The sequence below is a fragment of the Xanthomonas hortorum genome, assembly GCF_011305375.1.
Taxonomy (GTDB): Bacteria; Pseudomonadota; Gammaproteobacteria; order Xanthomonadales; family Xanthomonadaceae; genus Xanthomonas; species Xanthomonas hortorum_E.
The window spans coordinates 127960-140235 of record NZ_VCME01000006.1; the positions used below are offsets into that span (position 1 = coordinate 127960).

Consider the following 12276-nt stretch of genomic DNA (forward strand, 5'->3'; position numbering starts at 1 on the left):
ACTTACAATCGCTTGCAACACGATGTCTTCCTAGAGAGCGATGTGAGCCAGCCCAGCGTGCGAGCCAGCGAAACGCCAGCCCAGCGCCGTCAACGCGGCCAATGGCTGGATGCGCTCGCCGCACCGGCTGCGCGTGCGAAGCGGCTGGCTGGTCTGGCGGTCGCGGTGTCGGGCGTGCTGCTGCTGGCGCAAGCAGCGGCGATCGCCTGGTTGTTGCAGGCGGTGCTGGTGCAGCATCTGCCACTGCTGCACTTACGCGATGTGGGCCTGGGGTTGTTGGCTGTGCTGGTCGGACGCGCCTTGCTCAATGCCTGGGCGCAGTCGCTGACCGGCGAGGTGGCCGATGTGGCCAAGCGCGAACTGCGTGCCCGCATCGCGCGCCGCCTGGTGCAGCATGGGCCGGTGTGGTTGCGCCGCCAACGCAGCGGCGAACTGGGCGAATTGAGCCTGGCCCACACCGATGCGCTGGAAGGCTATTTCGTCGGCTACCAACTCGCGCGCACCGAGATGATGCTGGTGCCGCCGCTGATTTTGATCGCGGTGTTTTCGGTCGACTGGGTGGTGGGCCTGGTGTTGCTGCTGACTGCGCCACTGATCCCGTTCTTTATGATGCTGGTGGGTTGGGGTGCCGAAGCTGCGGGGCGCGAGCAACTCGGCGAGCTGGCACGGATGGGCGGGCATTTTGCCGATCGCCTCAAAGGCCTGGGCCTGCTACGTGTGTACGGGCGCGGCGAGGCCGAGTTGAGCGGCATTGCCGCCGCCGCCGAAGGCGTGCGCGAGCGCTCGCTCAAGGTGCTGCGCATCGCGTTTCTGTCGTCCACCGTGCTGGAATTCTTCGCTTCGGTGAGCGTGGCGATCGTGGCGCTGTACTTCGGGCTGAGTTATCTGGGCATGCTCGATCTGCACGGCTTGCCGACGTTGGGCGCGGGCATGTTCTGCCTGCTGCTGGCGCCGGAATTCTTTGCGCCGCTGCGGCGGCTGGCCGCGCATTACCACGACCGTGCCAATGCGCTGGCGGCGGTGGCCGAAGCCGAGCGCTTGCTGGAAGGCTTCGCGCCGCCCGCAATCGCGCAAGCGGCCACGGTGCCGCCGCGTGCATTGGAACCGGCGCAGGCACATGCGCCATTGTTGCAGGCGCGTGGACTGGCGCTGCGTCCACCGGGTGCGCCACACGTGGTGGTGGAGAATTTTTCGCTGATGTTGCAGCCTGGGCAGCGCGTGGCGGTGATCGGTGCAAGCGGCAGCGGCAAGAGCACCTTGCTGGAAGGCCTTGCCGGCTGGCTTGCGCCCGAGGCGGGCAGCGTGGTGTTGCGCCCGGGTGCGCGCATCGGCTATGCCACGCAGCGGCCGTATCTGTTTCACGGCAGCATCGCCGACAACCTGCGCCTGGCCGATCCACAGGCCAGCGATGCGCGGCTGCATGCGGTGGCCGACGCGGCGCAAGTCCTGCGCTTTGCCGCGCAGCTGCCGGCCGGCCTGGACACGGTGATCGGCGAACGCGGCTTCGGGCTCTCCGGTGGCGAGGCGCGTCGTGTGGCCCTGGCGCGGCTGTTGCTGCGTGAGCCGGATGTGTTGCTGCTGGACGAGCCCACCGCCTTTCTCGACCCCGACACCGAAGCGGAATTGCTGCGCACGCTGGGCGTGTTCGCACGCGGCCGCGCGGTGATCCTGGCCACGCATAGTGCTGCAGTGATGCGCTGGGCCGATACGGTGATCGATCTGCGCGGCGCCACCGTCGCAGCGGAGCTGCCATGAACACCACACAGCCCGATCGTCTGCGCGATGTATTCCGCCGGCATGTATGGCGCCTGCTACTGTCGGCCTTGTTGGTGCTGGTCACCATGCTGGCAGGCGTCGGTTTGCTCGGCCTGTCCGGCAGTTTCCTGACCGCCGCTGCATTGGCGGGTGTTGCCGGCATGGGCACGGGTTTCAATTTCTTCTCGCCCTCGGCCGGCATTCGCGCGCTGACCTTTGCGCGCATCGTCTCGCGCTATGGCGAAAAATTGATCGGCCACGATGCCACCCTGCGTATCGCCCGGGACCTGCGCGTGTGGTTCTTCCGCCGTGCGTTGCCGCTTGCGCCAGGCCGGTTGTCGGCCACGCGTACCGGCGATCTGCTGGCGCGCTTGATGTCCGATATCGGCGAAGTCGATGGCTTGAGCGTGCGCGCGCTGGCGCCGTTGGCCGCATTGCTGGGGATCTGGCTTGCCGGGGTGGTTGCTGCAGTGCTGATCTATCCGCCAGCTGCAGTGTTGCTGGCAGTGCTTGGTGTGGTCATCGGTGGCGTGGTGCCGTGGCGGGTGGCACGCGGCGGTGCGCAGCGCGAACAGCTGCGCGCGCAGCAACGCACCGCATTGCGGACGCAGGCCTTCGAAGGGCTGGAAGGTGCAGCCGATCTGACCGCTGTCGATGCGCAAGGTGCCTGGCTGCATCAGGTCGATGCAGCGGCGGCGGCCGTCGTCGATGGCGACCGCATTCAGCGCCGTCGCTTGATCGGCGGCAATCTGCTGCACGCCGTCTGTGGCGGCATCGGCCTGGCCGGCATGGTGTGGCTTGGGTTGAGTGCGGCAGAGCGCGGATTGATTGCGGCGGAAATGGCGGCCGGCTTAGTGTTTTTGACCATGGCGTTGCTGGAAGTCTGGGCCGGCGCCGGGCTCGCCTTGCAAGCGCTGCAGAGTGCACGCGTTGCGGCTAAACGCTTGGAGGCCATCGTCGATCAGGCGCCGTCGGTCATCGATCCTCCGCATGCAACGGATGCGCCACGTAGCGGCGCGCTGCAACTGCATCAGGTCAGCTTTGCGTGGCCGGGCAGCGTGCGTCCGGTGTTGCAAGGTCTCGATCTGACGCTGGCGCCTGGCGAGCGTATCGCCATCAGCGGCGACAGCGGCAGCGGCAAGAGCACCTTGTCCGCACTGCTACTGCGTTTGTGGGATCCGCAGGCCGGGCAGGTGACGTACGCCGATAGCGATCTGCGCCAGTTCGCGCAGACGCAATGGCATCAACGCATCGCCTGGCTGCCGCAGAATGCCCCGGTCTTTGCCGGCACGGTGCGCGAAAATCTGCTGATTGGCGATGCCAGCGCCAGCGATGCCGCCATGTGGAGCGTGCTGGATCAGGTGCGGCTGCGCGAGTGGGCCACCGCGCAGAATGGGCTGGACACCTGGATTGGCGAAAACGGCGCCACCCTCTCGGCCGGCCAGGCGCGCCGGCTGGCACTCGCACGCGCGCTGCTGCGCGACGCACCGATCCTGCTGCTGGACGAACCCACCGACGGCCTGGACGTGGACACCGCACACGCGTTGCTGCTGGATCTCTCCGCTGCACTCGGCGAGCGCAGCCTGGTGATGATCACCCACGACAGCGTGCCGGCCGGCGTGGTGCATCGGCGGTATCGCATGCGCGCGGGCGTGTTGGAGCCGTTGCTATAGATTGCCTTGCGTGGGCAGCTGCATTGAGCGAGGATCGGGCAACCACTCGACAGGATTCGACGATGAAGCATCTGCAAAAATGGATTTTGGTGTGTGCAGCTGTGTTCGTTTCGTCGGCAGCAGCGGCAGAGGTTGGCGAGCCCTCGGCATTCATGACGCAAGTCAAGGTCGAGGTCGGTTCCGATGGTTCAGTGATGTCGGCCGAAGCCGAGAAGGGCTTGAATGAGGAGATACGTACGGGAATCGAGCGTCAGGTGAGTGCGTGGACGTTTGCGCCTCCTACAGAGCAGGACAAGCCGGTTTCGGCAGTGACCTATGTGCAGGTCGCGGCATGTCTGGTACCGAAGCAGGATTCTGTCAGCTTGGCAATCGCCAATGTCGGCAATGGGCCTTATCGTCCGATGCTTGTGCAGTTCCAACCACTATCGGCCCCGCCGCCTGGGCTTTTGTCCGCGACGACATTGCAACTGACGATCGACTACAGCGTGCAAGCGAACGGACGCGCAACGTTTGAACATGTCCAGATCAACAGTCCGACCGACGCACGCGGCGAGCGTTGGTTAAAGAGCATGGCTTCGCAGTGGGTGAAAGCTCAGCGCTTCAAACCCGAGCAGTTGAACAACGTGCCAGTGTCTACGCGGATGCAGACCAATATCACTTTGGTGGCCAGTACAGCCGATTCGCGTGACAAGGAGAATTGGAGCGCGCAGGAACTGGCGCGGCAGGCCTTGTCGCCAGCGTGTCTTAAAGCGCTTGGACAGAATGACGACCAGACGGTGGTCGTGGATTCGCCAGTGAAACTGCTGCCGAGAGGCTAGGCTGGCATTGAGCGCTTGCTGGTGTCCATGCGCCGCTTAGCACATCACCAGACGCGTTCCTGCGCTGACCGTAACGGGCAATGCGGCGCCCCGAACGCGCGTCTCTCACTTGATCGACACGTGTAACGCAGCCATCAGCGCAGGCTGGCGCAAGGCAAAAAACAACACTGCGACGTTCACCATAACGATGATCCAGAACCGCAGTTGGAAGGCCGCCTTGCTGGATTTATGTCGGAACAGTCCTTGCGCCAACAATGCCCCCGGCCATCCGCCGAGCAGCGCGATGATGTGCAACCTCGTTTCCGGTATGCGTTGCTGGCCGCGCTGTGCTGCGCTCTTGTCGCGCCGGTAGACGATCATCGCCACCACACTGGCGGCCGCGTACCACAGTGCCAGCAGCGCCGGCAGTCGACCTGCAACCACCATCGCTGCCATGCCGATCAGAAACAGCAGGGCCAGCGTCTTGCGCGGCAGGCCACCACGCTGCGGCAGGCCACGACGCCGTTGCGTGGTTCTGGAGATCAGCAAGCGTCCAGAAAGTTACGCACGGCCGGACCGAAGCGCGCGAAATCCACCAGGAAGGCGTCGTGGCCCTGTGGCGAATCCAGCCCGAGAAACTGGGCATTGGCGCCGCCGGCGCGTAAGCCTTCGGCGATCTGTTCCTGTTGCTGCACGGGAAACAGGATGTCGGTGTTGGCACCGATCGCCAGCGCACGCGCGATGCGGATCTGCGCCAGGCCGGCCAGCACCGTGGCGTCGGTGGAGACGCCGGTATCGGGCTTGGCGGCAAGGTGTGAATTATCGACTTGCTGGCCATCGACTCCGGCGTCAATGACCGGTTTGTCGGCGACATATTCGGCCAGATCGAACCAGTCCATGGAGCGGCTCAGATACAGATAGCAATTAGGATCGAAGAAGCGCACGAAGCGGCGTGCGTGACCTTCCAGATAACTTTCGACCTGGAATTCCAGGCCGAACGGGTCGTCGGCAGCCTGTTCGGAATCCAGTCGCACGCGGCCAAAGCGGCCGTCCCATTCCAGTGCGGAGCGGTAAGTGATCACGCCGAGTTTGCGGGCCATGCGCATGCCCGATTCGGGATAACGGGTGTCGTCGTAGTGGCCGCCGTTCCAGTGCGGATCCAGGCGGATGGCTTCACGCTGCAGCGAGCGGATGGCGATCGAGAACGGCAACGCCTGCGCGCTGCCGGAGATGTTGATGTGGCTGCGCGCAATGCCTTGGTGCCGCAGCAGCAACGCCAACGCGGTCATGCCGCCCATCGAGTTGCCGATCAGGCAGGCAAGTTGTTCGATGCCTAACGCGCGCACGACATCGGCTGCGGCATCGGCCACATCTTCGATCGACAACTCCGGAAATGTCAGGCGATACAGCGCACCGGTGGCGGGGTCGATCGAGGCCGGGCCGGTCGAGCCCTTGCAACTGCCCAGGGAATTGACGCACACCACGAACCAGCGCTCGGTATCGATCGGCTTGCCTGGCCCGAGCATCTCTTCCCACCAACCCGGCTCTGGATTGGCTTGATTTGCCGCAGCATGCGCGTTCGGCGACAACCCGGTGACGATCAACACCGCGTTGCTGCGATCGGCGGCCAGCGTGCCCCAGGTTTCGTAGGCGACGTGCGCCTGGTGCAGCGCGCCGCCACGCTTCATCGGAAACGGCGAGGGCAGGGCGTGGAAGCGCGTGCCGGGGGGAATGAATTCAGTCATGTCGCAATTCTATCTGCCATGGCCTGCGCCGGGGTGCAGGATGGGAATGGGGAATCGGTTTGATCCCTTGCGCTGTGTGATGCCATCCTGGCGCAATGGGGCTTTGCATTGCAGATGAAATGCGTAGGCCGCCGGGGCCACTGTAGAGCGGCTTATCTGCTACTTGGCTGCAGGGTCCTTGCCCGCCCGCCCACCCTCGCGGGACACGCCGCAAGTACGTCCGTGTAGGCTCTTACCCATGCCGCGTAAGGTCCCGCGACGGTGGGCGGGCAAGGACCAGTCGATATGGTCGGTGTGCATGGTGCAAGCAATGCATGACGTGCTTCTGATGCGCTGGCTCTCTGTAGTTGCGGCCCGTACTCGCAAGCCAATGCAACCCGCGAGATGACCCGCTTTACTTGGCTACCGACCAACTTCCTGGTGCGGTGTCCTTGCCGATTGTGGGACCGTGTGGCGGCATGGATGCCGCCACCGAGCCCCCATGGACGGGTTTACGGCGTGTCCCGCGAGCGGCGAGGGCATCGCGCCCTCGACCAACGCGGCTTGGGACCACCCAGATGACGTTGGTAGCAGCTAACACAACGATGGCGCAGCCGTTACTCGGTGCGGCATGGATAAGTGACACTCCGATTCCTCGGCGCCGTCCACATCGGCCTTACGACTGCGCGCTACGTTTTGTGGCCGCTCTTCGTCCATTGGCCCAAGCGTCGCAACGAAACATGGCGAGCAATCAGCGCCCGATCACCAACTCCACTGGCGCATCGGCCGGGAGTGCCACCATCACTGGCGCGCTTTCCACATCGTCGGCCTGGCGCATTGCGTTGCCGCTGCGCGACACCCGTGCCAGCACCTGCACTTTGTCCAGCGACGACAGCGTGCGCGTCGGCATCGGGCTGTCGCCATCGTCCAGGGTGATGGTCAACGGCAATTCGCTGAGCGCGTGTTTTTCCACCGCCACCGGCATCGGAGTGTCTGCGGCGCGTGCGATGACGAAGACGCTGGTATCGCCGTGCAATCCGGCGCGTTTGGCGAACTCGGCATCCAGCGTTACGCGTACCTGGATGCGTTTGCCGCTGGCTGCAGCAGCAGGCGCAGCCGGTGCCTGAATCGGCTCAAGCTTTGCTTCCTGGCGCGAGGCATTGATCTGTTCGAGCAGGCCGGGGCGCGTGTTGGCATCGACCACAGCGAGTAACGGCGTCCAGGTCTCGCTGGCTTTGGCTGGTTGACCGGCCTGCCGCTGCACCACACCGAGAAACCAGCGTGCGCGTTGATGGTCCGGCTGCACCGCCAACGCATGTTCGAGCAGACGCATGGCCTGCGGATCTGGGCGCCCGCTATCGTCGGCAAGCATGCGCGATTGCGCGGCAGCCACCAGCACGTCTGGCTCATCCGGGCGCAATGCAACCGCGCGCGCAAATGCATCACGCGCTTCTGCGAATTTCTGCTGGCTGGACAGTGAGCGCCCCAGCAATACCCAGCCTTCGGCCTGATCGGGATTGCTTACCAATGCCGCGCTCAGTTGCACGATGGCTTCGTCCAACGAGCGTGGTGTGGCCGGTCGATTGGCCGGCTGTTGAATCGCACTCGGCGTACCGACCAGCCAATACAAGGCCGCGCTCGCCACCAGCAACAACACTGCGACGCTGGCAGCCAGCCCGCGCGTCTGGCGCCACAGCGGCCGCAGCGCCACGGCGAACGCGAGCAAGGCCAGCACCACCACTGCAATGACGAAGCCAACCATCACCACTCCTGCTCATCGGCGGGCAGGGCGGGCGCAGCAACGCTGCGTCGGCGAACCACGAATACAACCGCGCCACCGCCTAGCAACAACACCAGCAGCGGGCCGAACCACAGCAGCCAGGTGCGCGATTCGACACGTGGGCGATACAGCACGAACTCGCCATAGCGCGCGACCAGAAACTGGCGGATCTGCGTATCGCTGCGGCCTTCGTGCATCAACGCCAACACTTCGCGGCGCAGGTCCTGCGCAATTTGCGCATTGGAGTCGGCCAGCGACTGGTTCTGGCATTGCACGCAACGCAATTCGGCAGTCAATGCGTGGAAGCGTGCTTCTTCTTCGGCAGAGGCATAGCGCAGCGGCGCCGGGTCGCCGACCGGCTGTGCCAGGGCCAGCCAGGGCAACAACAGCAGCGTCAGCAGCCAGGCGCGCATCATCGGCTGGTGTGCAGATCCGGTGCGGCGCTGGGCGAGCGTTCGATCTTGCTCAGCGCCGGAATCAGCTGCGTGTCGATGATGGATTGGGTGAGCATGCCGCTGTATTTCCAGCGCACCACGCCGCGCCCGTCGACCAGGAAGGTTTCCGGTGCCGCGGCAATACCGAAGTCGATCGCGGTACGGCCATCCTTATCGGCCACCACCAGCAGATACGGGTTGCCCAGTTGTTCGAGCCAGCGCAGCGCATCGGTGCGCTCGTCTTTCCAGTTGTAGCCGATCACGCGCACGCGCTTGGTCAGTGCGAAGCGGCTCAGCACCGGATGTTCTTCGCGGCAGGCCGGGCACCAGCTGCCCCACACGTTGATGATGTAGGGGGCGCCACGCAGCTCGCGTGCGTGCACCACGATGCTGGGGTCGTGCAGCAGCGGCAGCGCGAACTCCGGCGCCGGTTTGCCGATCAGCGCAGAGGGCAGGGCATCGCGATCGTCCTGACCGGAGCGCACCACCGCGTAGACCAGCAGCGCTGCAAGTGCGAGCAGCAGCACGATGGCACCCACGAGTACGGCAGTGGGTAGGCGGGGCGAACGTGACTCAACCATCTTGGATCTCCGGAGAACGACGAAAACGCCGGTCGGCCGCGGTGACCAGGCCACCGAGCGCCATCAGCAGCGCTCCGAGCCAGATCCAGCGGACGAACGGTTTGAGGTGGACGCGCACCGCCCAGGCCTGATTGCCCAGCGGTTCGCCAAGGGCGACATACAGATCGCCAAATGGACCGGGGCGGATCGCCGCCTCGGTCAAGGTCTGCCCGCCGCTGGCGTAGCGGCGTTTTTCCGCATGCAACAGGCCCACCGGCGCATCGTCCTTGAACACCTGCAGGTTGGCACGATCGGAGACGTAATTGGGGCCGCGCAATTCTTCGACGTGATCGAAGTGCAGCGCGTAGCGGCCGATCTGCATCTGCTCACCGGGCGCCAAGGCGACCTCGCGCTGCAGGCTGAGCGACTCCACCAGCAATGCACCGGCCAGGAACACCGCCACGCCTAGATGCGCCAGCACCATGCCAAGCATTTCGGCAGTGAATTTGCGCCCCTTGGCAGCGCGTCGCGTCCACAGGAAGCGCAACGTGCCGAACAGCACCCAGGCTGCGCCGGTCACGCCGATTGCCGCTTTCCACTGCCCCTGCGGGGCGGCGAACCATGCCAGCACGCCTGCGGCAACCGCCAGGCTCGCCCACGGCGCCAACATCGCCAACGGGCGCGAGGCCTGCTCGCGCTGCCAGCGGGTCAGCGGGCCGAACGGCAGCAGCGCCACCAGCGGCGCCATCAACACCAAAAACAGCGTGCCGAAGTAGGGCGGGCCGACCGACAACTTGCCCAAGCCCAAGGCATCGGCCAGCAGCGGATACAGCGTGCCCAGCAACACCATTGCGCAGGCGCAGGTTAGCAGCAGGTTGTTCAACAGCAACAAGGTTTCGCGCGAGCTGCCGGCGAATGCGCGGCGCGGATCGTCCACGATCGACAAGCGCGGCGCGCGAATCGCATACAGCACCAGCGAGCCACCGACCACCGCCAGCAGAAACACCAGAATAAACAGCCCGCGCGAGGGATCAGCCGCGAACGAATGCACGCTGGTCAGCACGCCCGAGCGCACCAAAAACGTACCCAATAGCGACAACGAAAATGCAGCGATCGCCAGCAATAACGTCCAGCTGGCGAAGTTGCCGCGCTTTTCGGTGACCGCCTGCGAATGCAGCAACGCAGTGCCCACCAGCCACGGCATGAAACTGGCGTTTTCCACCGGGTCCCAGAACCACCAACCGCCCCAGCCCAGTTCGTAATACGCCCACCAGCTGCCCAGCGCGATGCCGACGGTGAGCATCGACCAGGCCACATTGGTCCATGGCCGCGTCCAGCGCAGCCAGCGTGCATCCATCCGGCCTTCCAGCAGCGCGGCGATGGCGAAGGCGAACGGCACTGCAAAGCCGACGTAGCCGCAATACAGCATCGGCGGATGGATGATCAGGCCTGGGTCCTGCAGCAACGGATTGAGGTCGGCGCCTTCCAGCGGTACCGGGAACAACCGCGCGAACGGATTGGAGGTGAACAGCAAAAACGCCAGGAACCCAATACTCACCAGCGCCATCACCCCGAGCACGCGCGCGATGACATGTTCGGGCAACTGCCGCGACCACACCGCCACCGCACCGGTCCACAGCGCCAGCACAAGTGTCCACAGCAGCAACGAGCCTTCGTGCGCGCCCCACACTGCCGAGTAGCGATACATCACCGGCAGCAGGCTGTTGGAATTCTCGGCGACGTAGCGCACCGAAAAATCCTGCACCAGGAAGGCATGCGTCAGCAGCGCGAATGCTGCGGCGATCAGGCCCAATTGCACCAGCGCGGCCGGCCGCGCGACCGCCATCCAGCTGCTGCGCCCACGCTGCGCACCGGCCAGCGGCAGTGCGGCCTGCACCAACGCCACCAGCAACGCCAGAATCAGCAGGAACGTACCGAGCTCAGGCAGCATCGGGCAGGCGCGTTTTTGAAGATGAAGCAGTGCAGCGATTGCGCGCGCAATGACGAGGCCTCATCGATGCAGCGTCGGCGTAGCGTTGCGCACCTATAGGGATGTTGTCAGCCAAGCTGCTTTCGCGCCAGCCACCATCTTGCAGCAACGCCACGGTCGTACCGACACCTGCCATCAACGCAGCCCTCCAGCCTGGTCCGCCGCCGCCGGCACATCGTGCTTGCGATGCGCACTGCCCATCTTGTCGGCGACTTCCTTCGGCATATAGGTCTCGTCGTGCTTGGCCAGAATATCTTCAGCCACGAACACGCCTTGCTGCATGCGACCGGTGGCCACCACCGCCTGCCCCTCGCGGAACAGGTCCGGCAGGATGCGGTCGTAGCGCACCGGCAACTGGGCATCGCCATCGGTGACGCGGAACTGCGCTTCCAATGAGCCGGACGCGCGTTTGAACGAGCCTTTTTCCACCATGCCGCCGAGCCGGAAGCGCGCGTGGTCGCCGGCGTCGCCACGCAGCACTTCCGACGGCGTGTACAGATAGGCCACGTTGCGCTGCAGCGCCATCGCCACCAGCGTGGTCGCCAGCCCGCCGGCCAGCACCAGCGCGATCACCAGCCACATCCGGCGGCGGCGTTGCGGGTTCACCGGATCAGCTCCGCATCGGTGGGCACCGCCGCGCGCTTGCGCTCGCGCAGACGCCGCGCCTGCGCAATCTTCAATGCGCGGCGCACCTGCCAGCGGCCGGCGATCAGGTCCCACAGCAGCACCAGCACGAACACCGCGTAGGCGGCGATGACGTAGGGCAGGTAGCTCATGCTGCGCTCTCCGGCACATCGCGCACGATCCAGGCCTTGCCGGCCTCGCGGCGCAGGTTGTCGGCGCGCGCACGCGTCAGCAGCGACCCGGCGAACCAGAACTTGGTGCCGATCACCATCAGCCACAGCGGCAGCAACATGCTCGCATCGATGGTCGAGGGGCCAAGCAGGCGAATGCTCTGGCCTTGATGCAGCGAGTTCCACCACACCACCGAATAGCGGATCACCGGCAGCAGCGCCACGCCGACGATCGCCAGCAGCGCGGCCGCGCGCGCGGCCTGACGTCGGTCGTCGATGGCGTGATACAGGCCGATCACGCCCAGATACAGAAACAGCAGGATCAACTCGGTGGTCAGACGCGGGTCCCAATCCCACCAGGCGCCCCACATGGGCTTGCCCCAGATGCTGCCGGTGAGCAGGGTGATCACGGTGAACGCAGCGCCGATCGGCGCGCACGCCATCGCCAGGATTTCGCAGATCTTGATGCGCCAGATCAGCGCAATCGCCGCATACAGTGCCATCAGCCCGAACACGAACAGGCTCATCCACGCGCTGGGCACATGGATGTAGAGAATGCGGAAGCTGTCGCCCTGCTGGTAATCGGCCGGCACCGCGAACAAGGCCTGCCAGATGCCCACGCCCAGCAGCACCGCGGCCAGCGCATAGCACCACGGCGCCCAGCGCGCAGTAAAACGGTCGAAGATCGGGGGGGAGGCGAGTTGGTGGAACCAGTGGACGACGACGTTCATACGATGGCAGTAGCCCTTGGAATGGCATTAGCTCTCGA

General features: G+C 65.1%; 12 protein-coding genes. 3 read left to right on the top strand and 9 right to left on the bottom strand.

The window, feature by feature from the left end; genetic code table 11:
• Positions 1-12 precede the first annotated feature (12 nt).
• The 3 genes from cydD to FFY45_RS06765 all read left to right on the top strand — a co-directional run bounded on the left by cydD (position 13) and on the right by FFY45_RS06765 (position 4246).
• Positions 13-1755 (top strand): thiol reductant ABC exporter subunit CydD, encoded by a 1743-nt coding sequence (gene cydD, locus FFY45_RS06755; protein ID WP_176339983.1) that lies wholly within the window; start codon positions 13-15, stop codon positions 1753-1755.
• Positions 1752-3428 carry a thiol reductant ABC exporter subunit CydC gene (gene cydC / locus FFY45_RS06760; RefSeq protein WP_176339849.1) on the top strand — a complete coding sequence of 559 codons (1677 nt, stop codon included), beginning with the start codon at positions 1752-1754 and terminating at the stop codon, positions 3426-3428. Before cydD ends, cydC begins: the two co-directional genes overlap by 4 nt.
• Before the next feature lie 62 nt (positions 3429-3490).
• A complete protein-coding gene (locus tag FFY45_RS06765; protein ID WP_176339850.1) occupies positions 3491-4246 on the top strand; it encodes an energy transducer TonB in 756 nt (251 codons plus the stop codon).
• Between the two features lie 105 nt (positions 4247-4351).
• Here the strand turns inward: FFY45_RS06765 and FFY45_RS06770 are convergent, their stop codons facing one another.
• The 9 genes from FFY45_RS06770 to ccmC all read right to left on the bottom strand — a co-directional run bounded on the left by FFY45_RS06770 (position 4352) and on the right by ccmC (position 12238).
• On the bottom strand, positions 4352-4681 hold the full coding sequence (locus FFY45_RS06770; protein ID WP_255171876.1) for a DUF1294 domain-containing protein: 330 nt from the start codon (positions 4679-4681) through the stop codon (positions 4352-4354).
• A gap of 86 nt (positions 4682-4767) precedes the next feature.
• Positions 4768-5970, bottom strand: coding sequence for a homoserine O-acetyltransferase MetX (gene metX / locus FFY45_RS06775; protein ID WP_176339851.1), 1203 nt, complete (start codon positions 5968-5970; stop codon positions 4768-4770).
• 730 nt (positions 5971-6700) lie between these two features.
• Positions 6701-7711, bottom strand: coding sequence for a tetratricopeptide repeat protein (locus FFY45_RS06780; protein WP_176339852.1), 1011 nt, complete (start codon positions 7709-7711; stop codon positions 6701-6703).
• Entirely contained in the window at positions 7711-8145 is a 435-nt protein-coding gene (locus FFY45_RS06785) for a cytochrome c-type biogenesis protein (RefSeq protein WP_023904170.1), read from the bottom strand. Before FFY45_RS06785 ends, FFY45_RS06780 begins: the two co-directional genes overlap by 1 nt.
• The gene (locus FFY45_RS06790; protein WP_006452120.1) at positions 8142-8744 is read right to left on the bottom strand and encodes a DsbE family thiol:disulfide interchange protein; all 603 of its coding nucleotides are present in this window, start codon (positions 8742-8744) and stop codon (positions 8142-8144) included. The genes FFY45_RS06785 and FFY45_RS06790 overlap by 4 nt, the downstream gene beginning before the upstream one ends.
• The gene (locus FFY45_RS06795) at positions 8737-10674 is read right to left on the bottom strand and encodes a heme lyase CcmF/NrfE family subunit (protein ID WP_176339853.1); all 1938 of its coding nucleotides are present in this window, start codon (positions 10672-10674) and stop codon (positions 8737-8739) included. Before FFY45_RS06795 ends, FFY45_RS06790 begins: the two co-directional genes overlap by 8 nt.
• Positions 10675-10848: 174 nt before the next feature.
• Positions 10849-11319 carry a cytochrome c maturation protein CcmE gene (ccmE, locus tag FFY45_RS06800; RefSeq protein ID WP_176339854.1) on the bottom strand — a complete coding sequence of 157 codons (471 nt, stop codon included), beginning with the start codon at positions 11317-11319 and terminating at the stop codon, positions 10849-10851.
• Positions 11316-11489, bottom strand: coding sequence for a heme exporter protein CcmD (locus FFY45_RS22095; protein ID WP_023904167.1), 174 nt, complete (start codon positions 11487-11489; stop codon positions 11316-11318). The genes ccmE and FFY45_RS22095 overlap by 4 nt, the downstream gene beginning before the upstream one ends.
• Positions 11486-12238 carry a heme ABC transporter permease CcmC gene (ccmC, locus tag FFY45_RS06810; protein ID WP_176339855.1) on the bottom strand — a complete coding sequence of 251 codons (753 nt, stop codon included), beginning with the start codon at positions 12236-12238 and terminating at the stop codon, positions 11486-11488. The genes FFY45_RS22095 and ccmC overlap by 4 nt, the downstream gene beginning before the upstream one ends.
• Positions 12239-12276: the final 38 nt, after the last annotated feature.

Coding starts and splice junctions, on each gene's coding strand:
- cydC (WP_176339849.1), top strand. CDS start 1,752: ATGAACACCACACAGCCCGATCGTCTGCGCGATGTATTCCGCCGGCAT.
- FFY45_RS06765 (WP_176339850.1), top strand. CDS start 3,491: ATGAAGCATCTGCAAAAATGGATTTTGGTGTGTGCAGCTGTGTTCGTT.
- FFY45_RS06770 (WP_255171876.1), bottom strand. CDS start 4,681: ATGGCAGCGATGGTGGTTGCAGGTCGACTGCCGGCGCTGCTGGCACTG.
- metX (WP_176339851.1), bottom strand. CDS start 5,970: ATGACTGAATTCATTCCCCCCGGCACGCGCTTCCACGCCCTGCCCTCG.
- FFY45_RS06780 (WP_176339852.1), bottom strand. CDS start 7,711: ATGGTTGGCTTCGTCATTGCAGTGGTGGTGCTGGCCTTGCTCGCGTTC.
- FFY45_RS06785 (WP_023904170.1), bottom strand. CDS start 8,145: ATGATGCGCGCCTGGCTGCTGACGCTGCTGTTGTTGCCCTGGCTGGCC.
- FFY45_RS06790 (WP_006452120.1), bottom strand. CDS start 8,744: ATGGTTGAGTCACGTTCGCCCCGCCTACCCACTGCCGTACTCGTGGGT.
- FFY45_RS06795 (WP_176339853.1), bottom strand. CDS start 10,674: ATGCTGCCTGAGCTCGGTACGTTCCTGCTGATTCTGGCGTTGCTGGTG.
- FFY45_RS22095 (WP_023904167.1), bottom strand. CDS start 11,489: ATGAGCTACCTGCCCTACGTCATCGCCGCCTACGCGGTGTTCGTGCTG.
- ccmC (WP_176339855.1), bottom strand. CDS start 12,238: ATGAACGTCGTCGTCCACTGGTTCCACCAACTCGCCTCCCCCCCGATC.